Origin of the sequence: Anaerococcus sp. Marseille-Q7828 (genome assembly GCF_949769285.1) — a bacterium.
Classification (GTDB): Bacteria; Bacillota; Clostridia; order Tissierellales; family Peptoniphilaceae; genus Anaerococcus.
The window spans coordinates 1,703,650-1,726,438 of record NZ_OX458331.1; the positions used below are offsets into that span (position 1 = coordinate 1,703,650).

A 22,789-nucleotide genomic window follows, 5' to 3' on the forward strand; every position below is an offset into this window, starting at 1 on the left:
CCTATAAGTCGTTATCTATCAATCCCTCTTCTTTGAAAGTTGGAATTAATAAATGAGGAGTTAATGGTAATTTGTTAAAAGAAATTCCAGTCGCATTTAAGACTGCATTTCTTATAGCTGGAGCTGGTGAACAAGTTGGTGGCTCTCCCAAAGATTTAGTTTGGAAAGGACTTGCTGGTTCATGATTTTCTATGAAATATACTTCCATATCAGGTGTATCAGTTGTTGTAGAAAGTTTATAATCTAATAGGTTATCATTTAGGGTTGCTCCGCCTTCAGAGTATTTTAATTCTTCTGTCAAAGCATAACCTAAAGCCATAGACATACCACCATGGGCTTGAGCTTCAGCTAGTTGTGGGTTTATAATTCTACCAGCATCATGGATATTAATAAGTTTTATGACTTTCACTTTGCCAAGAGGAATGTCAACTTCAACTTCAGCAAAGCTAGCACCAAAAGAATATGCATTGGTTCTAACTGTATGAGTTGTCTCAGCTGTAAGGTGTTGGGCATTTTCCTTAAGAGTATATAAAGATTCTGTGGCAAGCTCTTCCATTGTGAGGAGGACTCTACCATCTGTTGTTCTAATAATCTTACTATCTACAAGATCTAAGTTTGCTGGGGTAATCCTTGTTTGTAGGTAGGCTTGGTTTAGTATTTTTTCTTTTAATTCATGGGCAGTTTTTGTGATAGCAAAACTTGCCATATATGTTTGACGAGATGCGTATGCACCTTGCCCAAATGGAGCAACATCAGTATCCTGAGTACTTATGATATGGATATCTTTTATATTCATTCCTAGGGCATCTGCAGCCATTTGAGTAAATACTGTATCAGCACCTTGGCCAATTTCTGTTTCTGCTAATTGAAGACTTACAGAACCATCTTCAGCAACTATCATCCTACAAGAAGATGTCTCAAGGGATATAGGATAAACTCCCGTGTTATACCAGTAGACTGCACATCCTACTCCACGTCTTACATCTCCACTTTGGTCCTTGTATGCTTCCTTCTTCTTCCAATAATCCATTTTTTCAGCACCTAAGTCTAGGCATTGTCTGAATGAATCGTAATAGTTTTCGTTGTGTGAGAAAGGATCCACATAACCTTGTGGCATAACATTATTATATTTTAATTCTAGTGGGTCTACTCCAAGAGCCTTTGCTATATCGTCATGGTGGGCCTCGTAGGCAAACATAGCTTGAGGTATACCATAACCTCGCATAGCTCCTGCAGCTGGTAGGTTTGTATAAACAGTATAAGCTTCAGCTTTTATATTATCACAAGGATATAATTGGTGGAAGCAATTTAGACCTTTGGATGCTATAGAGTGTCCATGTGAAGCGTATCCACCATTATTTGAGTACATTTGCATCTCTCTTGCTGCAAATGTTCCATCTTTCCTTACATAGGAAACTATATGAAATTTGATAGAGTGTCTAGTTCTTGTTGATACGAAAGTTTCTTCACGACTTGGGAGTATTTTTACCGGATGACCCCCTACTTGTGTTGTCAAAAATGCACAAAGTGGTTCGTAAAGTGCGTCTTGTTTGTTGCCAAAACCTCCGCCTATGTATGGTTTAACTAGTTTTATCTTTCCCCAACCTATACCAAGGGCTTGACCAATTACTCTCCTTACAATATGAGGTAACTGAGTAGATGCTACTACCACGATTTTTCCTGCCTCTTCGTATGCATAGACATCTGGATTTTCTAGGTGGGCGTGTTGAACTACAGGAGTATCATACCAGCCCTCTACTTTGATAAGACCCTCTTCTTTGATAGCCTCATCAAAATCACCTCTTATATTTGTAGTATGTTTTAATATATTATTCGGGTTCTCATCATGGATAAGGACTTTGGAATTTTCCATTGAGTCAAAGACATCAAAGTGAGCATCATACTCTTCATAGCTTACTTTGATACGCTTACTAGCTTCTAAGCAAGCTACTTCATCAAGGCCTATAACAACAGCAATTTCATCGCCAATATATCTTACGTGTTCATTTAAAAGTTTCCTATCCGCTATATCTTGGTGTTCTTTTTCAGTTGACCACGGGTGGCCAGCTGTTGGAAATGTATGTTTTGGCACATCAAAACAAGTGACAATTTTCACTACACCAGGAACTTTCATAGCCTCACTTGTATCTATCTCTTTAACTCTACCGTGAGCAATTTTCGAATGGATAATTTTGCTTGCATATGCTTCTTTTGGGATAAGATCTTCGGTAAATTTTGCCCTACCTGTTACCTTATCAAAAGCATCAACTCTTTTAACGCTTTCTCCTACGTACATCAGTTTTCCTTTCCTAAAATCCTTTGTAAGCGATTTATGTATTTTTATTATAACATAAAATCTTTATCCAATTAAGCTTTCACCAGTTTGTTTATCTTCTTCTTTTTCTGGGATTATTATGTTCATAAGTACTGCAGAAATAGCAGCTAGAACTACTGGAGAAGCACCTATTGCAACTTCGAGGCTATTTGGCATAAATGATACGCCTGCTGCATTAGCAGCTGTAACTACGGTTGTAAAACCAAAGCCTATAGCTACAGATACTCCAACTATAGAAGTGTTTCTAAGTGTAAGTGGTTGGTTAGCAATCATGCGGATACCATTCATAGTAATTGCAGCAAAAATAGAAAGGGTTGCTCCGCCAATTACCGGCGCTGGTATTGATGTTAAAAACGCTGAAAGTTTTGGGAAGAGTCCTGCTACTAGAATTATTATAGCAGCCTGTGTAAATACTTTTTTATTTATCACTTTGTTAATTGAAACAATGCCTGCGTTTTGAGAAAATGTAGCTGTTGGTAGTGTTCCAATTAGTGTTCCTATTATGTTTGCAACACCAAAACCTATGATGCCACCTCGAAGTTCTTTCTCAGTTGGAACCCTATCCATGCCACCAATGGTTGTAGAGCTCATATCTCCTATGCCTTCTATGGCTGTTACTATAAAGATAATTACAAATGAAGCTATTGCTGATCCATTAAACTTTATACCAAAGTGCATTGGCTTAATTAGTGAAAACATTGGTGCTGTGCTTACTGATGATAAATCAACCATCTTAAAGAAAAATGAAACTATGTAACCTACAATCATTGCAAGCAAGACTGAGGCTAGTTTGGAAAATCCTTTACCAAAATGTGTAAAACCAATATTTGCTATGAGTGTAATAACTGCTACTAACCAATATTGCCAAGATCCCCAGCCTGCCATGGTTAGGTCTCCTCCGCCACCCATATTTTGGATAGCAACAGGATATAAGGATAGACCTATGCACAAAACTACTGTCCCTGATACTAGTGGTGGGAAATATGGAAGTATGTATTTTAGTCCATAACCAAATACTATAGAAGCGATAGCCCCTATTAATTGGGACCCTAGTATTATAGCTATAATGTTTTTAGGACCTAAATCTTGGTATTGGCCGCCTAAGGCTAGCATTGTTGGAATATAAGCAAAACTAACACCATAAATCATAGGGAGACGAGAGCCTATTTTACCTATTGGATATAGCATCAAGAGTGTTGTTAAAGCAGAGCTTATTAGTGCCATTTGCACCAATATAGTAGAATCTTCAGCTGATAGGCCTATGGCAGTGGCAAGAATTATTGGAGGTGCTATACAACCTGCAATCATTGCTATTACGTGTTGTAGGGCCAATGGAAAAGATTCCTTATTAGAAACTGCGGCTTCGTATTTAAATAAGTTATTATATGTATCTGACATCTCTGACTCCCTTTTATTAAAGATAATGTGGCCACCTTAAATCAGGTGGCCTATGTTAAGTTTTATTTATCCATTTCTCGTCTTTCTTGTTCTTCTTCAGCTATTGTTTTCTTTGGCAATATTATATTTAGTAAAAATACAATAAGCGTAGCAAGTACTACTGGTGAAGAAGTAAAGACCATTCTAAACCATTCTGGGAATTTTTCTAAAGCTGTTGGATTTAATTGAGTAATACCCATACCAAGAGCTATAGCAAGTCCTGTAATTGTAACGTTTCTAGAGCTCATTTCATCAGAAGTGATAAGTCTCATACCACTCATGGTTATTTGAGCAAATACTGTAACTGTAGCTCCACCTATTACAGCTTGTGGAACTGAGAGCATCAATGCTCCAAATTTTGGTATAAATCCAGCTATAAGGATCATTATAGCAGTTATTTTTAAAACTGCTCTTGAAACAACTTTTGTCAAACTAACAATACCAACATTTTGGCTGTAAGAAGCTGTTGGAAGACCACCTATAAAGGAAGAAATCATATTTACTAGACCATAAGCCTTAATACCGCCCTCAAGCTCTTCTTCTGTTGGTTGTCTGTTCATACCACCTGCTGTTGTAGAAGAGAAGTCACCAACTGCTTGGATGGAGTTTACTGTGAACATCACAGCCATTGTAAGACAAGCATCCCAATGGAATTCTAATGAGAATGGCATTATTTGTGGTACTGTGAACCATGCTGCGTTTGCTAGAGGTTCAAAATTTACAATATCAAAAAATAATGAAGCTATATAACCACCAATAATACCTATTAAAATTGCAGATAATTTTATAATTCCCTTACCAAACATATTACAAATCAAAACTATAGCAAGAGTGATTACAGCTACAATCCAGTATTCCATATTTCCTTGATTAGGGTTACCATTTCCCCCTGCCATGTAGTTTAGTGCTACCGAATATAAGGATAGACCAATAGTCAAAACTACTGTACCCGATACCATAGGCGGAAAATACTTATAGAGTCGTTTGATATTCATTCCGACTAAAAACGCAACAATACCACCAATAATTTGTGCTGCAAAAACTGCACCGATACCGTATTTAACGGCAACAGATACAATTACAGGTATGTAAGCAAAGGATGTTCCCATTATCATTGGAAGTCTTGAACCAAGTCCAAGCTTAACAATTGGATATAATTGCAAGAAAGTTGCCAGGGCTGCCACAAACATACCTGCTTGGATAAGATATATCGATTGTTCAGGTGTTAGGGCGTAAGGTGTGTCCTTTAATGTGTTAGTCAGTACTATTGATGGAAGTGTGTTTCCAACTATCATTGCAAGCAAATGTTGCAAGGCTATTGGAAAAGCTTTTTTAAACTCTGGCTTGCCATCAACATCAAACAGCGATGTGTTAACTGACACTTGTTTGTTATCATTTTCCATAATTCTTCCTTTCTATTTTTTAATTATAAACTATATTGAAAACTTTTTCTATAGTATTATTTATTTATTGGAATAGAGGGCGAATACTGACGCCCCTATTTATAAATTTTTCCAAATTTCTTTTGCTCTTTCTCTTGACTTAGCGTGGATTAAAGCTCTATCTACTCCCAAGATTTCTCTATCTTTCATTACGAACTTCCCGTTGATTACGGTGTCAGATACGCACTTACCACTTAGACCAAATAGTACATGGCCTCCCCAGTTGTTGGCATTTAGTGGAGTTACAGGGTCATAGTCAAGTAAGATAATATCTGCATATGCACCGATTTCTATGCGACCAACTGGTCTTTTGAGGTACCTTTCCATAATTAGTGGGTTGTTTTTAAATTGTAAGTGTAGGGTTTCTGAAAAACCTTTAGTTGGATCAGCACTTTCATGGCTCATTAGTATGTTTGAAACTTTCATAGATTCAAACATATCATTAGTATAAGCATCTGTTCCTATACCAACTAAGAGTCCCTTGTCTAAGAAGTCCAAAACTGGAGGAGCACCAACAGCATTGTTCATGTTACTTTCTGGGTTGAAGATTGCCATGGTGTCATGATGTTTTAAAATACTTATCTCAATTGGATTGATATGAACGTTGTGAACAGCAAGAGTATTTCTAGAAAAGATACCAAATCCTTCCAAGCGTTCCACAACTCTTTTTCCATATTTTTCTAAAGTAATCCATTGATCATCAAGGCCCTCAGCAATATGAACGTGATAACCGTCATATAGTCCCTCCATAGCTTGGCTAGATTTTTCTAGAGTTTCATCTGAAACTGTAAATGATGCATGTATACCAAATAGTCCACTTGCCATATCATCTCGTCTTTGTGCTTCTTTGATCCAATTGATATTTTCTGCTATGCCTAGATCTCTTTTTTCAAGTCCGTCCCTATCTGATACTTCATAGCAAAGGGAAGTTCTTATTCCAACATCTTTTGCTGCATCTGCAAGGGTAAATAGAGAACCTTCGATGGCATTTGGCCCTGCATGGTGGTCGATTAGAGTGGTCACACCGTTTGAGACCGATTCCATATAGGTCACAAGTCCATTTAGTCTCACATCTTCTAAAGTCAAACTCTTATCCAATGCCCACCATTGATTTTCTAAAACGTGGATGAAGTTATCAGTTGGTTTTGATACACTCATTCCCCTAGCATAGGTTGAGTAAATATGAGAGTGAGCACATATCAAACCTGGCATGATAAGTTTGCCCTTAGCATCAACTACTTCTTTATCCGGATATTTTTTTATAATATCATCATATGGACCAACTTCTTTAATAACATTATCTTCAATAACAACAGCTCCATTTTCGTAGAAATTGTTATCTTTATCATTGGTTATTAGTTTACCACCTGCTATTATCATTACTTACTCCTATTTTAGGTAAAATTTATAGTTATTTTCAATTGTTTCTATAAATTTTCTTGTAGTGTCATCAATTTTTTCATCGTCAAGGCTAGCTTCTATTATGTTTTTATTAGCAAGTCTTATCCTATACTTGCCATCATCTAGCTTCAAGAATCCTGTATTTGTAGACTCTTCAAAGTCAAAGTCAGTCCAAAATACTGTAAATTTGTCTTTATAAGGTTTTCCTATATGTGGACAGAAGGAATCACAGTTGCCGCATTCGTTGCACATTCCGTCTAAGTGGATTATTTGATTACCAAGATCAGCTACAGATATAGCTACGTTTGCTCTGTTTGGGCAAACTTCGGTACAAATCTCACAAATCATATCACATGATAGGCATCTTGAACTTTCTTCTTTGCTATCTCTGAAATAGTTTACTAAGTTTCCTCTTTTTGAAATCACATCTTTTCTGTCTACTTGGTAGTCAACTTCTATGAAATCGTGATCAATTTTTTCTTTTCTTAGTATATCTTTTGTAATTGTCTTGGCTGATCCAATAGCGTGAACAATAGATTTTTTGCCCTTTAGGATATCTCCAGCAAAATATACATTTTCTTTGCTTGATTCTAAGCTATCAAGAAGAGCAACTTTGTTCTTTTCATCTATATTTATGCCTTGATTTTTGTATACTTCAAAGTTTGTTTCTTTACCAGATGCTATTATTACATATTTGTATTTACTATAATCATCAAAATTTCCAGTAAATTCAGTATTAAATTCGATTTCAATTCCATAGGCATTTAAAAGATCAAGGTCTTTTTGAATTATATCTTCACTAACTAAATTATTTGCATAACCATAAGCCTTATCAGATTTTTCAATGACCTTTACATCAATGCCATTTCTCTTTAAAAATATAGCCGACGCTAGACCTGCAGGACCTGCACCTACTATTAGAACTTTATTGTCAGTTTTAGCTTCACAAATCTTTATATTTTTTACATAATCTTCTTGAGCCTTGCTAGTAACTAATTTTTTAATTTCTCTTATCTCTAGACCCTCTTCATAGTCGACTCTAGTACAAGATTTTTTACAGAACTGATAGCAAGTTTCAGATAAGATAGCTGGAGCCGTGTTATCTATAGCTATTACTTCCATAGCTTTTTTATAGTCACCGTTCTTAGCGTAGTGGATGTAAGCTGCTACTTGTTGGTTAATAGGACAACCGTCAGTCTGGCAAGGAGCTTGGAAACAATCTATAAGTGGTAAGTCTGTTAGCCATTTTCTATCCCTTACTTTTTTCTTAGGATTTTTCTTGTAAGTATCAGAGTTTGTTAGTTTTCCGTAGAAATCATCAAGTTTTTCCTTGTCTACTCCCTCATATTTGCGACCTAATAGGGGCTCAGTAATTTCAGCTAGTTGTTTGATTCTATAGTACCCACCTGGCTTTAGTAGAGTTGTTGATACTGTGATAGGTTGGTTAAATATTTCAAATAATTCGTATACATTAGAAGCGTCCGCTCCCCCACAGTAACTCATAGGAAGTTTATCTCCAAACTCATCTACTAGCTTTTTAGCAACTGTAATAGTTAGTGGAAGTAAGCTTCTGCCAGACATATACATTTCTTCTGATGGGAGTTCATTTTTCTTTTGTAATACTGGCATAGTGTTTGATAATTTAACACCGAATGTTAGATTTTCTTTTTGGCCAATTTCTAATAGATTGTTTAAAATTTTAATTGCATCTTCAAATTGTAGGTCATTTTTGAAATGGTGGTCACTAAAGTTTACATAAGCAAAACCAAGTTCATCCATTATATTTCTGGCATAATCATAACCTACAAGGGTTGGATTACATTTGACATATGTATGTAAGTGTTTTTCTTCTAGCAGATATTTTGCTATGGATTCTATTTCATCTGCAGGACATCCGTGCATAGTTGAAAGTGTGATTGAGTTACAAACCATAGGTTCTATTTTATCAATATCTTCAGTTGTCACATTATTAAACAAATTGATATTTTCTTTTAAAAATCTGATAGAATCTTTATATACATCTAGATTTGATGCATCTTTTAATCCTTCTAAGAAGTCATCAATTTTTTTGTTCTTTATTCCCTCTAGATTGTAACCAGCAGACATATTTAAGCTAAAATCTTTTTTGTCAGCCAAGGCAAATTCTTTGGCCAATACTTGGATTGCTATGTGACTTTTTACATATTCTTCTAGGGCTCTCTTTACTGTAAGTTCAGTTGACCATTCGCAATTATAGGCTTCATCTTCGCTTATAATACATGGCTTTGGTATGGCTGCCATGATTTCTTCTCCATCCATAACTTGGACAGTTTTAAGTTCTATATATCTAGATCCTGTTAGGTATAATGCTATTATATTTTGTGCTAGCTGGCTGTGTGGGCCTGCCGCTGGTCCTACAGGAGATGTAACCTCTTCGTTAAAAACAGTCTTTAGAACTTTGCCAGAATTATTCTTGTAAAATTTTTCCTTTGCAATGGAAAAACATGTTCCATAAGTATTGTATTCGTCTATAGCCCATTTGATGAGCTTATCAAATTCTATGGGTCTCATATAATCACTCATAGTAACCTCCCTTTGTCATCTACATTTTATTATGAATGTCCGTCCTTAATAATATGTAGTAAAAAAACACTCTTATTCTTAATCAGAATTAAAAGTGTTTGTTTTTTTAATTAACCCTAATTAAATCTATTATTTAATTATAGTCTGCCTCACGATTTTATGAAGTTAGTATAGCCTATTTTGCTTATCTAGTATCTATGAAGCTTAATGCAATTCAATATTTTCTATCTTTCAAAAATAGAAATTCTAGCAAAATCATTTAAATAAAACGTTTACATTTCTTGTAGCAATTATTTGATAAATCTTATCATTATGTTAGTCAGTTTATTGATTAATATACTGGTAGATTGCCAGGGCCTTTAAGCCCTAGGCTACCAGTTTTTCTTCTTAATTATCTTTATTTTGTGTGTAAACAAGTGGTAGAGCAGCATATACTGCAGCGCATGTTACAAGGTCTTGTTTAAATGTAACTTCGTTTGGTGCGTGAGCTTGGTCTTCTGCTCCTGGTCCAAATCCTATGGTTGGGATATTGTGACGACCCATTATTGCAACACCATTTGTTGAGAATGTCCATTTGTCTGTTAGTGGACGAGCAGCTCTCTTTTCTTCTTCTTTAGCGATTGGTGGAGCGATTCTCTTATCTCCGTATAGGTTCTTATATGCATCTTCAAGAGCTTTTGTAACTACGTGGTCTTCTGGGATTACCCATGTTGGGAAGTAAGCTTCTTGTTCATATTCAAGTCCTGTCCAGCTAGCTCTTTTGTAGTCATACATAGATACTTTTGCACCATGTTTTTTAACTGATGGCAAGTCTTCTATTTCTTTTATACAAGATTCCCAAGTTTCACCAGCTGTCATTCTTCTATCTAGTGATATAGAACATGAGTCAGCTACTGCACATCTTGATGGAGATGTGAAGAAGATTTGGCTTGTTGTAACTGTTCCACGACCCAAAAAGTTTGCTTCTTTGTATTCTGGGTTATATTTTTCATCAAGCATTTTTACAAGACCCTTGATTTCAACAGTATCATCAGCTGGGTTCTCGTTTAAAGCTTCGATTTCTTTTAGGATGTCGGCCATCTTATAGATAGCGTTATCTCCTCTTTCTGGAGCTGAACCGTGGCATGAAATACCTTGTACGTCAACTCTCATTTCCATTCTTCCTCTTTGTCCTCTGTAGATACCACCATCTGTTGGCTCTGTTGATACTACAAATTCTGGTTTTATACCTTCTTGTTCTATCATGTATAACCAGCAGTTTCCATCACAGTCTTCTTCTTGAACTGTTCCTGTAACAAGAACTCTGTAATCATCGTTTAGATATCCAAGGTCTTTAAGGATTTTTGCACCGTATACTGCAGAAACTGGGCCACCAAGTTGGTCTGATCCACCACGTCCACCGATTAAGTTTTCGTCTTCAAATCCTTCGTATGGGTCAAATTCCCAGTTCTCGATATTTCCTATACCAACTGTATCAATGTGACCATCAAAAGCGATTTGTGTTTTACCTGTTCCCATTTCTCCAAGAACATTGCCTTGGCCGTCAATCCAAGCTTTGTCAAAGCCTAGTTTTTCCATTTCTTCTTTGATTCTTTTTGCTTTGTCGCCTTCCTCGCAAGATTCTCCCTTAAGTTTGATTAAATCTCTTAGGAAAGCCACCATATCTTCCTTGTATTCTCCTGCTTTTGCCTTTATAGCATCAAAGTCAATATTTTGAAATTCTGTCATTTTAACTCCTTATTTATCTAATCTTTTGTTTGCTTTTTCTAGTAATTCTGCTAGTTTTTCTTCTGGATTTTCAATCTTTTGTAAGAAAATCATAGCTGCAATAATGTATGGTTTGAAGCTTGCTTCTTTGTATAGTGGAACTCTGTATCTATCAAATACTGATTCAGCTACTTCACCATGTTCTGCAGATACGCCTGTGATGTCTGCTGGAAGACAGTGCATGTATAGAGCCTTACCATCTTTTGTTAGCTCCATCATTTCTTCTGTACATTCCCAATCCATGTGGTCTTTGTTTTGTTCAAGTAGTCTTTGTTCTAGTTCGTCGATACCAGCTTGGTCACCCTCACCATAAAGCTTTGTTCTTTCTTCCATTGCTGCAAATGGTGCCCATGATTTTGGATAAACAATATCAGCATCTTCGAAAGCTTCTTTCATATCGTTAGTAACTGTGAAAGATCCACCATATTCTTCAGCATTCTTACGAGCTATCTCTTCTACTTCTGGCATTATTTCGTATCCTTCTGGGTGAGCTAGGACTACATCCATGCCTAGTCTTGTAAATAATCCTGAGATTCCTTGTGGAACAGAAAGTGGTTTACCATATGATGGTGAGTAAGCCCATGTCATAGCAACTTTTTTGCCTTTAAGATTTTCCATACCGCCAAACTCGTGGATAACATGAAGCATATCTGCCATAGCTTGTGTTGGGTGGTCAATGTCACATTGTAAGTTTACAAGTGTTGGTCTTTGTTCAAGAACTCCATCATTGTGGCCTTCTTGTACATATTCTGAGAAGTCTTTCATGTATTGGTAGCCTTTACCGATGTACATATCATCACGGATACCTACAACGTCAGCCATGAAAGAAATCATATTTGCTGTTTCTTTTACTGTTTCCCCGTGAGCAACTTGACTTTTGCCTTCTTCGAAATCTTGAACTTCTAGGCCTAGTAAGTTACAAGCTGATGCAAATGAAAATCTTGTTCTTGTTGAGTTATCTCTAAATAGTGAAATGCCTAGTCCTGAGTCAAATATTTTTGGTGATATGTTTTTTTCTCTCATAGCTCTTAATATGTCAGCTACTTTCCAAATGGCTTGTAGTTCTTCTTGTGATTTATCCCATGTGTGGAAGAAGTCATCACCGTATAAGTTTTTGTGGTCTAGTTCTTTTAGTTCGTCAATTAGTTTTTTGATATCTTGGCTCATTTATTTCTCCTTTTTATCTTTGAATTTCGTATTTGTATTCTTCTTCGTTTGGATATATACCATCCCAAACAACGCGTCTGTAGTGTTCATAGTCTGTATCACCCTCTGTTGATACAAGAAGAATCACTGAGTTTTCGTCAAGTTGTAATTGTTCTTTGATCTCTTTCAAATCTTCTCTTTGTAAGATTTCAGAAAGAGGTCCCATTGTTGCTGCTCCACTTTCTCCTGAAATAATTTTCTTATCATCTTTTAGTGGATTTCCAAGTATTCTCATTCCCCTTGCAGCTGCTTTATCAGGTACTGATAAAAAGGCATTTGCATAAGAATGAAGAACTGGCCAACCTATAGTTACTGGTTCTCCACAAGCAAGTCCTGCCATGATTGTGTCCATCTTTCCAGTAACATTGTGAATCTTACCGTCATCTGCTTTTGCAGTAATGAAATTACAATTTGCCTTTTCTGGTTCAACAATTGTAATAAATGGCTTTTCATCACCCTCATAAACTGATGAGAAGTAACCTGTCAAGCCTGTTGCAAAAGAACCTACACCAGCTTGAGCAAAGATATGGCTTGGCTTGATACCAAGTTCTTGTAATTGATCATTTGCTTCTTTTGCTAGTGTTGCATAACCTTGGATTATCCATGTTGGGATTTCTTCATATCCATCCCATGCTGTGTCTTGGACCATAATCCAACCTTTTTTTTCGGCATTCTTATTAGCAAGGGCAACACATGCATCGTAGTTTAAGCCTTCCATGATTTCACATTCAGCACCAAGAGCTCTAATATTATCACGTCTTTCAAGTGCAGATCCATCTGGCATCAATACTACACATTTTTGTTTAAGCTGATTTGCTGTCCAAGCCACACCTCTACCGTGGTTACCATCTGTAGCTGTAACAAAAGTAACATCATCTAGTTGATCTCTAATCTCTTGTGAAATCATTTTCTCAAAAGGTAAATCTTCTATGTCTATTCCAAGCTTATTAGCTATGTACTTACCTATCGCAAAAGATCCTCCCAATACTTTGAAGGCGTTTAGGCCAAATCTATAGGATTCGTCTTTAACGAATATATCCTTAACACCAAATTGCTTAGCTAAATTACTAAGTCTGACTAAAGGCGTCACTTCATAGTCAGGAAAACTTTCATGAAATTTTTGTGCTGTATTTACAACTTCTTCGTTTATAAAATCTAACGAAGCCTTATCTCTTTTAGAGATATCATTTAATACTATGTTATATGTCTCTACCAAAATTACATCCTTTCTAACTACTATTGATATATCCATCAAAACTTATATTATAAATTGAAATCTATAGATTTTAAGTCATAATGAATAGGTAGTATGTGATATATCACTTATATTATAATTGCAATAAACTAGATTGTCAAATATAAAATTTAAACGCTTTCATAATTGTGAAAATTAAGTAGAAAGGTATACTAGCCCTATGGAAAATAAAGTAAACAACAAGATAAAAAGAACATTTGTAAAAGACCAGGCATATAATATCTTACATGAGCAAATAATAAATGGGACACTAAAACCCTACACTCAGCTAAAGATTTCTGATTTATCAAAAGAGTTGGGTATTTCTAGGACTCCTGTAAGAGAAGCAATACTAAGGTTGGAAAATGAGGGATTGGTTGTAACAAAGGCCAACCAATGGACTATGGTTGCTCCTATAAGAGTCGATAGATTGAAAGATATTTACGAGCTTGTAGCAGGCTTAGAAAAATATGCTTTAAAGAATAACTTTGATAAAATTGATGATGCTTTTATAAATGATCTGACTAAAATCAATGAAAAAATAAAAACTGAACACATGAATGGTAATATACTAAAAGTAATTGACCTCGACAATGAATTTCACGATAAAATCATAGGACTATCAGATAATAAAGAGATAAAACCAATAGTCGATAAGCTAAAAAATAGGCTTAAAAGATTTGAAATATGTTTCTATATGGCAAAGGATAGCCACAAAGAACCATCAACATACAATGAACACTTGGTGATGATAGAAGCTATAAAAGAAAGGAATCTAGAAAAATCTCTCGAAGCCTTACAACAAAATTGGACGACTACCATCACCGAAGAATCTATAGAAAAGATAAATAAACTAATAAACCAAGAAAACTAATGATTGCTTATGCCATTAATAGTTTCAAGAGCGTGGATTAAAAATGGTCTTATTATTTCAAAGTTTTCCTCACAAGCTTTACTAGATCCAGGAAAATTTATAATAAGACTATTTTTTCTTATGCCAGAAACTGATCTTGATAAATAAGCAAAGGGAGTTATTTTGCTGCCCTCTACCCTCATAGCTTCGCTAAAACCAGGTACTTGTTTTTCGATTACCGCAAGAGTAGCATCAACTGTAACATCTCTTTTTGCAAGTCCTGTACCTCCTGTGGTTAGGATAAGATTTATATTATGATCGGAGTATTCTAGCAATTTTTCTTTAATCAAATCAAAACCATCTGCTATGACTTCATAAATTTTAACTTCAAAATCCATTTCTTCTAGAAGTTTTATAAGGACTTTGCCACTCTTATCTTCATATATACCAGCACTTGCCCTATCTGATGTAGTTAATACTCCTGCTGTAAACTTCATAAAAGTCCCCCCTCAGCCATTTCTATGAAGTTTTCTTTTTTAAGGTCTAGACCAGCAAAGACCCTTGGCAAGAAGTAATCAAAGCTTGTAACCTTGCTGTGGATGCTAGCTCCTGGTACACCCATAAGATAAGTATTATCATCTCTTGCAACCATTAACATATTGCCCGGTTGCATTGGTATGCCTTGGACTATAATTTCTGCTCCAGTTTTTCTAATTGCTCTTGGTGTTATATCATCAGGATCGACGCTCATACCGCCAGTGAAAATTACAAGATCTGCACCAGCATTTTTAAATTTCTTGTAAGTTTCTACTAACTTATCTTCATCGTCAGGAAGAAATACAAAATCAATTACTTGGCTTTCAAAATGTCCAAGTTTTTCTCTAAGAACCGGCTTAAAAGCATCCTTGATTCTACCATAGTAGACTTCATCTCCCGTGATAATACATCCTACTTTTAAATTTTTAAATTCCTTTACTTCAAATATCGGCCCTTCATTTTCTAATATTGCTTTAGCTTGATCTAGCTGAATTTTTTCGGTCCAAAGTGGCACTATACGCACACCTGCAAGCTTATCACCTGCATTAACTTTAATGTATGATTTCTTGCAGGCTATGGTATAGTCACCGATTGTATTGATCTTTCTAAGCAATTCGCGATTAATTACAAAAAGTCCATCAACCTTACTAGTTAGGTTAATTTTACCCTCACTTACATCTGAGACATCAATATTTTCATTAGCTAGAAGATTTTTAATTTCAAGGACCGCATCTTCTTCGTGGACCTGGTCTGCTTCAAGCTCACCAACATAAATATGGTCCTTGCCTATATTTTTTAATGCCTCTATGTCAGAATCTTCAATTATATGACCACGTTTAAATTTGACACCCTTAAAACCATCTTCCATTATGGCTGTTATATCGTGTAGTAGTGGTTGACCAATAGCATCTTCTACTTTAATTTTCTTAATCATTGTTTGCCACCTCAATTTCATCTCCAGGATGGATAAAGCCTTCTTTTTTGACAATGGCAAAAATCCCCTCTGTTGGCATTATGCACTCTCCTGTAATATTTCTAATCTCACAGCCCTTATGGCATTCTTTTCCAATTTGAGTTACTTCAAGCTCACATTCTCCTATTTTTAAAATTGTTCCTATGGGAAGATGGTGAAGGTTAATGCCCTCTGTCATAATATTTTCCGCAAAATCTCCTGGCTTTAGGCTAGGTATTTTAGCCTGCATTTTTTCTAAAGACTCTTCTGCCAAAAGAGAAACCTGCCTATGCCAGTTTCCAGCGTGAGCATCACCAACTATGCCATGGTTAATCTTTAGCTCTATTCTTTCTACTGGCGTCTTGATAGTACCCTTCTCCTCACTTATATTAACTGAAATAACTCTCATATGTGTATGCTCCACTCTTCCCGCCTGTTTTCCTAAGTAATCTTATGTCTGTAATAGTAATATCTTTCTGGACAGCCTTGCACATATCATAAATTGTTAATGCTGCGACAGATACTGCATGGAGAGCTTCCATTTCAACTCCTGTTTTGGCATTTAATTTACAAGTTGCAAATATTTCTATGTCACAATTTTCATCATCCATATTAAATTCTATATCTATTGACGTAAGGTTTATGGGATGGCACATTGGGATAGTATTTGCTGTATTTTTTGCCGCCATAATTCCTGCAACCTTTGCAACTGTTAGTACATCTCCCTTTTCTATCTCAGAGTTTTTTACCATATCATAGGTCTTTTTATTCAATAACACTTTGCCATAGGCAGTGGCCAGTCTATCTGTAGGTCTCTTCTCTGAGACATCTACCATCTTTACTTTGCCCTTATCATCTAAATGTGAAAATTTGTCCATTTATCCTCCAATAGAATTCATAGATCTCTTTGAATCTGAACCAGTTTCATTGAGCTTGTGGCTCTTTGGTTTATTATATATTGAATCTATAATAGTCTTTCTTTTTTCTTCAATTGATAGGCCTTTGAGTTTAATTTCCTCTGCAGAGTGCAGGCAGGCCTTGAGTTTGCCATCTGAAGTAAGTCTAATTTTATTGCAATCAGCACAAAATTCCCTGCTCAAAGCTGAGATAAGTCCAACTTTACCCTTATGACCCTCTATTTTATAAATCCTTGCAACACCAGAGTATCCCAGATCTTCATATGAATATCCTTCTAAAATATCAAGATTGTCTTTAAAGTTGACCCTATCAAATTGACTAGCCTTGCCTATTGGCATAAGTTCTATAAATCTAACTTCAATGTCATTATTTTTAGTCAAATTTATAAAATCATCTATCTCATCATCATTAAATCCCTTTATCAAGACTGTATTAATTTTTATATTAAATCCTAAATCTATAGCCTTTTTTATGGATTTAATAGTTTGATCAAACTCATCACGTCTGGTAATTTCTCTAAATTTATCATGATTTAGAGTATCTAGACTTATATTTAGTCTATTTACCCCTATTTCTTTTAGCCTATCTAGTTTATCATAAATAAGAGAAGCATTCGTTGTAATTCCAATATCTTCTATGGCATCAATTCTAGCTATTTTTTCTATCAAATTCATGACACCACGCCTTGCAAAAGGCTCTCCACCTGTGATTCTAACCTTTTTTATGCCAAGGTCAGTCATTATATCAACGATTTCTAGGATTTCTTCAAATGACAATATATCTTCATGAGATAAAAGATCTATACCATCTTCACCCATGCAATACTTGCAGCGAAAATTGCACCTATCTGTCACAGATATTCTCAGATATGAAATTTCTCTGTTGAATTGATCTTTCATAATATCACCTATCTTCTACAAATATTAAATCTTTTTGATCAATATTTGCATAGATTTTATTCTTATCTAATTTATAATAATCATCTTTTGCTAGTTTAATTCTTAAATCAGTAAACTTTTCTCTATCTTTATTAAAAACTATAGTCAAAGAATCGATATTTTCTAAAATACTGTAATTATCCAAAATAAATGAATTACTATCTGTAGGGTAATTTGAAATAGTAAATGCATTATCTGAAATAGCTAGAATCTTCTTATCAAAATCTCCTCTTTTATTGAAGTCTATGCCCCAATTTGTAGCATGAAAATTTCCATTAGTCGTAGGCTCAATACTAGAGAAATTTCTTATACCAATTAGTTTAGCTTCGGTAAGAGTTTTTGGATTCTTAAAAAAGTCATTCTTTTCTTTTTTAATATAAGTTTTGCCATTAGCTATGCTAATAATACTATCGCACATCCTGTAAACTTCATCCTTGTTGTGGCTAACTAGGATTGTCCTTAATTTGCTTTTGTCAATAATTCTCATTACCTCTTCTTCTACAGAATGTTTTATATAGGCATCCAGAGCTGAAAAAGGCTCATCTAATAACAAAATATCTGGTTTGTTGAGAAGAATCCTACAAAGGGCTGTCCTTTGTTTTTCTCCACCAGATATTTCGTTTGGATACTTATTTTTTATATGGTAAATGTGCATTTCTTTTAGTCTGTCAGATACATCTAGATTTTTATCAAACCTAAGTCCCAATCTAACATTTTCTTCCACGGTAAAATTTGGAAATAGAGCGTAATCCTGGAAAAGATATCCAATTTTCCTATCCTGTGGTCTTATATTTATATTCTTACTCGAATCAAATAGAATTTTATCATCCAATATAATTTGTCCCGAATCCGGATTTATAAGACCTGCAATACACTTTAGTGTCACTGATTTACCAGAACCAGAAGGACCCAAGAATCCAAGATGATTTTCATCCATTGAAAAATCCACATCTAAACTAAAATTTTTAAATTCTTTTTTTATCTTACAGATTAACATCATTTGACCCTATTCTTTTCAAACATATTAAGTGCAAACAGAACAATAAATGAAATTATGATATTAATTATTGCCCATCTATAAGCTAAGCTATCATTGCCTATTCTCCAAAATTGGTAAATCGTCGTAGAAATAGTTGCTGTTTTGTTGGGTATGTAGCCTGCTATCATGCTTGTTGCTCCATATTCGCCCAAGGATCTGGAAAAGGATAAAATTAGTCCTGCTAAAATTTCGTTTTTTGAATTTGGAATAATTAGCCTCCAAAAAATCCATGTATTTGACTTTCCGAGAGTTTTCCCAGCAAAGATAATATTTTCATCAAAGTTTTCAAAAGCTGCACGGCTAGTCCTATACATTAGCGGAAAAGATACAATAACACATGCAAATATAGCCGAATACCATCTCATTACCAAGGGAACGCTTTCAAATATTTGGCCAATAAAGCTATTTGGTCCCAGAACTTTTAATAGAAAAAATCCTATAACTGTCGGTGGCAAAACAAGGGGTAAAGTCAGTATGACATCCAAGACCCCTTTTGCTTCATTTGGTAGTTTCTTAATCTGATAAGCTAAGAAAATCCCTATAAAAAATATTAGAATTGTCGAAATTATTGCAATTCTTATCGAATTGTATAAGGGAAATAAATCCACATCATACCTACATTACTTTCTTAAATCCATATTTCTCAAAAACTTTTTGAGCCTGATCACTTTTTAAAAATTCTAGGAATTTTTCTCCAACTTCTTTATTCTTGCTATTTATTGTAAGGGCTGCTGGATATATAATCCTATTTTCAAATTTTGAAGAATCAGCTTTATCTACTATCTTTAGCCCTGCTGTGTTTGCATCAGTAGAATAAATTATTCCACAATCAACAGCACCTTCGCTTACCCATGTAGTGACTTCTTTTACATTTGATCCAAAAGTTACCTTATCTTGTATAGCTTCCCATATACCTAGGTTATTTAGCAATTCTTCAGAATATTGGCCAACAGGTACATCAGAGTTTCCAAGGGCAATGCTTGTTACTTTGTCGGTGTTCAAGTCTTCAAAAGATGAAATATCTTTATCTGAGTCTTCTTTAACTGCAAGGGTCACTTCATTTTCTAAAAGATCAAACCTCGATTCGCTATCAATTAGTGATTCTTTTCCCTCATCAAGGCCTTCAAGTTCATCCATTTGTTTTTTGGCAGCTGAAATAAATACATCACAATCTGCACCTTCTTCTATCTGAGTCTTTAAAGTTCCTGATGAATCAAAGTTATAGGAAAGCTTAATATCTGGATTATCTTTTTCAAATTCATCCTTAAGTTCGTTTAGAGATTCTGTCATTGATGCCGCAGCAAAAACTATCAAATCACTTTCACTTTGCTCAGCTTTAGTCTGTTCTTTAACTTCTTTTTCTTCACTTTCATTGGAATTTGCACAAGATGCAAATAATAAAACTCCACAAAGGCATATTGCTAATGCTAAAATATTTTTTTTCATAACATCCTCCTGTTAATATTTTTGCACAGTCACTAATTTTGTCAACTATTAGTGTGCAAAAGCATTATAGATATTAGAAATTTTCATTAATAATTAGTTATATTTCAGCCATACTATTTAATAGTTTTTCAAAGCCCTTTCAATTCTTCTTTTATCGTCTTTTTTCTTTAAACTTTCACGTTTGTCATATAATTTTTTACCCTTGGCTAGGGCGATTTCTATTTTTACAAGGCCATTATTCTCATAGATTGATAGTGGAACTATGGTAAAACCAGCCTGACTTTTCTTACCAATCAGGGTGCTTATTTCTTTTCTATGAAGCAAAAGTTTTCTAGTCCTAGTTGGATCTATTTTCTTATCATAGGCCTCGGTAAATGGGGTTACGTGCATGCCGTAGATATAAATCTCCCCGTTTTTATCTCCAATAAAGCTTTCCTTGATACTAACCTTTCCTTGTTTGATGCTTTTTACTTCATCACCCTTAAGTTCAATACCTGCTTCATACTTTTTTTCAATAAAATAATCGTGAAAGGCCTTTTTATTGTTCGCTAACTGTTTCATCTTCCTCCAATATATCAAAGTCGATATTTTTTTGATAAATATCTACATCTCTTACTTCTATCTTAACTCTATCCCCTATGGAATAGAATTTCTTATTTGCTGTATTAAATGCTTTTAAACTATCTTCAATGTATTCAAAGTGGTCATCCGAGAACTTATACATAAACAAGCCCTCTACCGTATTATCAAGCTCTACAAAAATCCCAAAATCGGTGATTGAACTAATATTACCCTCAAACTCATCACCTATAAATCTTCTCATATACTTGCACTTCATCAAATCTTCCACCTCACGCTCGGCGTCTTCGCTTCTGCGTTCAGTCATAGATAAATGCTCGCTAGAGTTATTTAGGCTATTTTCTAAGCTTGCTTGGTTGAATTTGTTTAATTTATTTTTTATATAAGTTTTTAAAAGTCTATGGACAATCAGATCTGGGTATCTACGGATTGGGCTTGTGAAGTGAGTATAAAACTCAGTAGATAGACCAAAGTGTATATCTCTTTTCTTGCTGTATTTGGCCTTTTGCATGGTCCTTAGCATCAATAGGTTTATAATGCTCTCCTCATCTTCACCCTTAACATCTTCTAGTATTTTTTGAAAATCTTTTGGGTGAAGTTCGCTTCCTCTGATATTGTAGCCCATAGTGTTTAAGGCACGTTTGAAATCATCAAGTTTTTCCTGGGATGGCTTTTCGTGAACCCTATATATAAATGGAAAATCCATATAACCAAATAGAGTAGCAACTGTTTCGTTGGCAACTAGCATGAATTCTTCTATCATTTTGTTGCCAGTGCCACGCTCATGGACAGAGATATTTAAAACTTTACCATCATCTGTTGTATCGATTTGACTTTCCCTAAAGTTAAAGTCTATTGCTCCCCTATCTTCTCTTTTTTGCCTTAAAATTTTATGAAGTTCATCGAATAGAGATAACTTTTCCTTAATATAATCATCATTGTAAACTCCATCATCTCCATCATCCAAAAATGCATTGACGTCATCATAAACTAGCCTGTAATCAGAATTTATTACAGACTCGTAAAAGTCATTTGCAATTACATTTCCCTTACGATCTATAGTCATCTTAAGACTTATGCTAAGCCTATCTACATTTGGATTTAGTGAACATATACCATTTGATAGTTCAAGAGGAAGCATTGGTATTACAACATTATATAGGTAAGTAGAGTTACCCCTATCATAGGCATCTTTATCTATGGCGTTTCCCCTTTTTACATAGTGAGCTACATCAGCTATATGAACATATAGGTCGTAATTTTCTCCATTTTTATCTATGGAAATCGCATCATCGAAGTCTTTAGAATCTCTACCATCTATGGTAACTGTAAAAAGATCTCTAAAGTCTTGTCTAGCTCTAGTATCTTCATCCTTAACTTCTGTATCTAAGTATAAAACTTCCTTCTTCGTATCTTTAGAAAATTGATATGGGATTCCATGTTGGGCAACTATGGAATAAATATCGACATTTTTGTCATTTTTGTGGCCTATGATATCGACAATTCTTCCTTCAGGATTGCCTTTTTTGGGGAAATTTATAATTTCAGCTATAACCTTATCTTTATTTTTGGCCTTTTTAGTATATTTCTTTTCTACATATATATCTTTGCCTATAGCTTTGTTATCAGCTACTACAAAGCCAAATCCCTTGGATTCCTGAAATGTACCAACAATCTTAGTTTTGCCTCGTTCTATAATTTCAATAACTCGTCCCTCGGCATTTTTACCCTTCGATGCTTCTTTTGTTATCTCAATTTTGACTTTATCACCATCAAAGGCATCTCCTAAATTGTCTTTTGATATAAACACATCATTCATATCTTTATTTTCTGATATGAAAAATCCATAGCCTCCTTGAGCAAGGGAAATTGTTCCTATCAATGATAGTTCTTCATCACTTATAGGCATTATTCTCTTTTTGTGGCTGATATGAATTTTATTGTCTTTTTCAAGTTTTTTCACTTCATCATAAATCACGTCTTTGGTGTACTTGTCAGCCTTCATATAAGCAGCTAATTCTTTTCTTGTAATTGGATTGTAATCTTCATCATAAACTATGTTTAAAATAAGGTCTCTTAAATTCATTATTAACTCGTTTCTTTTTATAACTATAAAAAAAGAGGCTAGATAGCTTTCCTATCC

General features: G+C 34.9%; 19 protein-coding genes. 1 reads left to right on the forward strand and 18 read right to left on the reverse strand.

The window, feature by feature from the left end:
* Position 1: 1 nt before the first annotated feature.
* The 8 genes from xdhA to dpaL form a co-directional block, all read right to left on the reverse strand.
* Positions 2-2,296 (reverse strand): xanthine dehydrogenase subunit XdhA, encoded by a 2,295-nt coding sequence (xdhA, locus tag QNH69_RS08170; RefSeq protein WP_282929990.1) that lies wholly within the window; start codon positions 2,294-2,296, stop codon positions 2-4.
* Between the two features lie 63 nt (positions 2,297-2,359).
* Positions 2,360-3,733, reverse strand: a complete 1,374-nt coding sequence (locus tag QNH69_RS08175) for a solute carrier family 23 protein (RefSeq protein ID WP_282929991.1) — start codon at positions 3,731-3,733, stop codon at positions 2,360-2,362.
* Between the two features lie 62 nt (positions 3,734-3,795).
* Positions 3,796-5,175, reverse strand: coding sequence for a solute carrier family 23 protein (locus tag QNH69_RS08180; protein WP_282929992.1), 1,380 nt, complete (start codon positions 5,173-5,175; stop codon positions 3,796-3,798).
* Positions 5,176-5,274: 99 nt separating this feature from the next.
* Positions 5,275-6,594 (reverse strand): putative aminohydrolase SsnA, encoded by a 1,320-nt coding sequence (gene ssnA, locus QNH69_RS08185; RefSeq protein ID WP_282929993.1) that lies wholly within the window; start codon positions 6,592-6,594, stop codon positions 5,275-5,277.
* Positions 6,595-6,603: 9 nt separating this feature from the next.
* Positions 6,604-9,177 carry an FAD-dependent oxidoreductase gene (locus QNH69_RS08190; RefSeq protein WP_282929994.1) on the reverse strand — a complete coding sequence of 858 codons (2,574 nt, stop codon included), beginning with the start codon at positions 9,175-9,177 and terminating at the stop codon, positions 6,604-6,606.
* Positions 9,178-9,564: 387 nt separating this feature from the next.
* Positions 9,565-10,905 carry a YgeY family selenium metabolism-linked hydrolase gene (locus tag QNH69_RS08195; protein ID WP_282929995.1) on the reverse strand — a complete coding sequence of 447 codons (1,341 nt, stop codon included), beginning with the start codon at positions 10,903-10,905 and terminating at the stop codon, positions 9,565-9,567.
* Positions 10,906-10,914: 9 nt separating this feature from the next.
* Positions 10,915-12,111, reverse strand: coding sequence for a knotted carbamoyltransferase YgeW (gene ygeW, locus QNH69_RS08200; RefSeq protein ID WP_282929996.1), 1,197 nt, complete (start codon positions 12,109-12,111; stop codon positions 10,915-10,917).
* A gap of 13 nt (positions 12,112-12,124) precedes the next feature.
* Entirely contained in the window at positions 12,125-13,366 is a 1,242-nt protein-coding gene (dpaL, locus tag QNH69_RS08205) for a diaminopropionate ammonia-lyase (protein ID WP_282929997.1), read from the reverse strand.
* A 199-nt stretch (positions 13,367-13,565) separates the two neighbouring features.
* On the opposite strand from dpaL, the gene QNH69_RS08210 reads away from it, so the two are divergent.
* The gene (locus QNH69_RS08210) at positions 13,566-14,258 is read left to right on the forward strand and encodes a GntR family transcriptional regulator (protein ID WP_282929998.1); all 693 of its coding nucleotides are present in this window, start codon (positions 13,566-13,568) and stop codon (positions 14,256-14,258) included.
* On the opposite strand, the gene QNH69_RS08215 is transcribed toward QNH69_RS08210, so the two are convergent.
* The 10 genes from QNH69_RS08215 to rnr form a co-directional block, all read right to left on the reverse strand.
* Positions 14,255-14,734, reverse strand: coding sequence for a MogA/MoaB family molybdenum cofactor biosynthesis protein (locus QNH69_RS08215; RefSeq protein WP_282929999.1), 480 nt, complete (start codon positions 14,732-14,734; stop codon positions 14,255-14,257). The genes QNH69_RS08210 and QNH69_RS08215 overlap by 4 nt on opposite strands.
* Entirely contained in the window at positions 14,731-15,708 is a 978-nt protein-coding gene (locus QNH69_RS08220) for a molybdopterin-binding protein (RefSeq protein ID WP_282930000.1), read from the reverse strand. The genes QNH69_RS08215 and QNH69_RS08220 overlap by 4 nt, the downstream gene beginning before the upstream one ends.
* Complete coding sequence (locus QNH69_RS08225; RefSeq protein ID WP_282930001.1) at positions 15,701-16,135, reverse strand: MOSC domain-containing protein; 435 nt, start codon at positions 16,133-16,135, stop codon at positions 15,701-15,703. Before QNH69_RS08225 ends, QNH69_RS08220 begins: the two co-directional genes overlap by 8 nt.
* Entirely contained in the window at positions 16,116-16,604 is a 489-nt protein-coding gene (moaC, locus tag QNH69_RS08230; protein ID WP_282930002.1) for a cyclic pyranopterin monophosphate synthase MoaC, read from the reverse strand. The genes QNH69_RS08225 and moaC overlap by 20 nt, the downstream gene beginning before the upstream one ends.
* Positions 16,605-17,543: a GTP 3',8-cyclase MoaA gene (gene moaA / locus QNH69_RS08235; protein WP_282930003.1), complete on the reverse strand. Its 939-nt coding sequence runs from the start codon at positions 17,541-17,543 to the stop codon at positions 16,605-16,607. It lies immediately after the preceding gene.
* Positions 17,544-17,547: 4 nt separating this feature from the next.
* Positions 17,548-18,582 carry an ATP-binding cassette domain-containing protein gene (locus QNH69_RS08240; RefSeq protein WP_282930004.1) on the reverse strand — a complete coding sequence of 345 codons (1,035 nt, stop codon included), beginning with the start codon at positions 18,580-18,582 and terminating at the stop codon, positions 17,548-17,550.
* Positions 18,579-19,229, reverse strand: a complete 651-nt coding sequence (gene modB / locus QNH69_RS08245; protein ID WP_282930005.1) for a molybdate ABC transporter permease subunit — start codon at positions 19,227-19,229, stop codon at positions 18,579-18,581. Before modB ends, QNH69_RS08240 begins: the two co-directional genes overlap by 4 nt.
* A 7-nt stretch (positions 19,230-19,236) precedes the next feature.
* Positions 19,237-20,067 (reverse strand): molybdate ABC transporter substrate-binding protein, encoded by an 831-nt coding sequence (modA, locus tag QNH69_RS08250; protein ID WP_282930006.1) that lies wholly within the window; start codon positions 20,065-20,067, stop codon positions 19,237-19,239.
* 117 nt (positions 20,068-20,184) lie between these two features.
* Complete coding sequence (gene smpB, locus QNH69_RS08255) at positions 20,185-20,628, reverse strand: SsrA-binding protein SmpB (protein ID WP_282930007.1); 444 nt, start codon at positions 20,626-20,628, stop codon at positions 20,185-20,187.
* Positions 20,606-22,732, reverse strand: coding sequence for a ribonuclease R (rnr, locus tag QNH69_RS08260; protein ID WP_282930008.1), 2,127 nt, complete (start codon positions 22,730-22,732; stop codon positions 20,606-20,608). The genes smpB and rnr overlap by 23 nt, the downstream gene beginning before the upstream one ends.
* Positions 22,733-22,789: the final 57 nt, after the last annotated feature.